Here is a 2,213-nt window from a genome sequence, read left to right as displayed (position 1 = left end):
ATACAAGCTTTTTGGCAATCTCAGGTCTGGGGCCAAGTCCGGGGCCAGGTCAGGGGCGGACTAAGGCCGGGCCAAGGCGAGTCTGGGGGCGCCGCCTGCGACGATACGGCACCGATCACAATTGCTTGCTATACAGCATCATACCCTTGGATTGCCGTAAAACCGGCGTTATCTCGAATGACGAAGGTCAGCCGGTTATTTCAAGCCGACCGATAGTCACGCGCATTAAGACGACCGCTTATTTTCGAAAAGGAATATTTCCATGTTCGACCCTCGTGAAAAAATCGCTCTTTTCATCGACGGTGCCAATCTTTACGCCACGTCGCGCGCGCTCGGCTTCGATATCGACTACCGCAGGCTTTTGTCGAGCTTCCAGAAACGCGGCTACCTGCTGCGTGCATACTACTACACCGCGCTGGTCGAGGATCAGGAATACTCCTCGATCCGGCCGCTGATCGACTGGCTCGATTACAACGGTTTCAAGGTAGTAACAAAGCCGGCCAAGGAATTCACCGACTCGACCGGCCGCCGCAAGATTAAGGGCAATATGGACATCGAATTGACCGTCGATGCGTTGGAACTTGCCGATGTCGTCGACCATTATGTCATCTTTTCCGGCGACGGCGATTTCCGCACACTGGTCGAGGCGCTGCAGCGGCGCGGGCGCAAGGTGTCGATCGTCTCGACCATGGCATCGCAGCCGCCGATGATCTCCGACGACCTGCGCCGCCAGGCCGACCATTTCATCGATCTGATGACGCTGAAGAACGAAGTCGGCCGTGATCCCTCCGAGCGGCCGGTGCGCCGGCCCGAGCCGGCTGAAGTCGACGAGGACGATTTTTGACGGCGGGGATCTTGACCGCCCCCTTGGTCGCCTCCCCAGAGCCCGATCGCGACTGCCCGCTCTGCCCGCGGCTGCACGATTTTATCGCGCAATGGCGGCAGCGCGAGCCGTCCTGGTTCAATGCGCCGGTGCCGACCTTCCTTCCGCCCGAGGGCGAGGATGCGGTGCGGCTGCTGATCGTCGGACTGGCGCCGGGCCTGCGCGGTGCAAACCGCACCGGACGTCCCTTTACCGGCGACTATGCCGGCGACCTCCTCTACAACACGCTGATCGCGCACGGCTTTGCGCGCGGCCAATTCAAGGCGCGGCCCGATGACGGGCTGGAGCTTGTCGGCACGGCGATCACCAATGCGGTGCGCTGCGTGCCGCCGGACAACAAGCCGGTCGGCGCCGAGATTGCCACCTGCCGGACGTTCCTGGTGCCGACGATCGCGCGGTTCAAGAACCTGCGCGCCGTACTGGCGCTGGGCTCGATCGCGCACCAGTCGACGGTGCGGGCGCTCGGCCAACGTGTTGCTGCTTATCCGTTCAAGCACGGCGGGCAGCAGCAAACCAATGGCGTCACGCTGTTCTCCAGCTACCATTGCTCGCGCTACAACACCAACACCGGCGTCCTGACCGAAGAGATGTTTGTCAACGTCTTTAGGGATATAGCGGCGTTTCTCGAGAGCTGGATTCGGGCGGAGGCGCAAACAGCTCGGCCAATTTCTCCTGCCCGCCCTGAAGGACATTCAGATCGACATCGCCGCTGACGCCGTCGACGCGACCGCTGTCGTGGTACTGCCAATAGATCCAGTCGTCATGACCTGGCCACAGCGCCAGTGAACGAACCCAGTGCGGGCGACCGACGATCTGGCCGGCGTAGGCCCGTGCGGCCTCGTCGGTCACATAGAGGATCGCCGTTTTGCCGAAAGCTGCCTCGACAGGGCCGAGGAAAGCCGAGAGTTCGACATTCAATTCTTCGGGCGATGGCCGCCGCGGACAATTGCCGACGAATTCGATATCCACCACCGGCGGCAGCAGCGGTTGATCGCGCGGCACGACGGAGATGAAATTCTTCGCCTGATCGGCGCCAGGCCTGCAGAAGGTGAAGAAATGATAGGCACCGACTGCCAAACCAGCCGCGCGGGCCTCGCGCAGATTGGCGTCGAAGGCATCATCGACGTGGCCGCCGCCCTCGGTTGCCTTGATGACGGCGAAGGCAACATCGTCGGCGGCAACACGCTGCCAGTCGATCTGCCGCTGGTGATGGGAAACGTCGATGCCCCTGACCGAATACTTGCCGCGATCCGGAGAAAACGGACGGAGGGAGAAATAGCCGCCGGCCGCGACGAGGCACGCCAGGATCAGGCTGGCAGCGCCCCAAAGG

At 62.1% G+C, this 2,213-nt stretch carries 3 protein-coding genes; 2 read left to right on the top strand and 1 reads right to left on the bottom strand.

All coding sequences use genetic code 11. The annotated features are described in order from the left end of the window. Window positions 1–262 precede the first annotated feature (262 nt). Window positions 263–844 carry an NYN domain-containing protein gene (locus EOA86_RS31605; protein WP_029354483.1) on the top strand — a complete coding sequence of 194 codons (582 nt, stop codon included), beginning with the start codon at window positions 263–265 and terminating at the stop codon, window positions 842–844. A gap of 11 nt (window positions 845–855) precedes the next feature. Beyond that, window positions 856–1,596 carry a uracil-DNA glycosylase gene (locus tag EOA86_RS31600; RefSeq protein ID WP_245485906.1) on the top strand — a complete coding sequence of 247 codons (741 nt, stop codon included), beginning with the start codon at window positions 856–858 and terminating at the stop codon, window positions 1,594–1,596. Here EOA86_RS31600 and EOA86_RS31595 read toward each other — a convergent pair. Further along, a partial coding sequence (locus tag EOA86_RS31595) for a glycoside hydrolase family 25 protein (RefSeq protein WP_245497436.1) occupies window positions 1,487–2,213 on the bottom strand: 727 nt, incomplete at its 5' end. The two genes, EOA86_RS31600 and EOA86_RS31595, sit on opposite strands and share 110 nt — an antisense overlap.

This window comes from Mesorhizobium sp. M5C.F.Ca.IN.020.32.2.1, assembly GCF_004023105.1.
In the GTDB taxonomy this organism is placed as follows: Bacteria; Pseudomonadota; Alphaproteobacteria; order Rhizobiales; family Rhizobiaceae; genus Mesorhizobium; species Mesorhizobium wenxiniae.
This window is presented reverse-complemented; position numbering and strand designations above follow the sequence as displayed.

What these genes read in the sequence shown, in the direction of transcription:
- EOA86_RS31605 (WP_029354483.1), top strand. Translation starts at nt 263, where the DNA reads ATGTTCGACCCTCGTGAAAAAATCGCTCTTTTCATCGACGGTGCCAAT.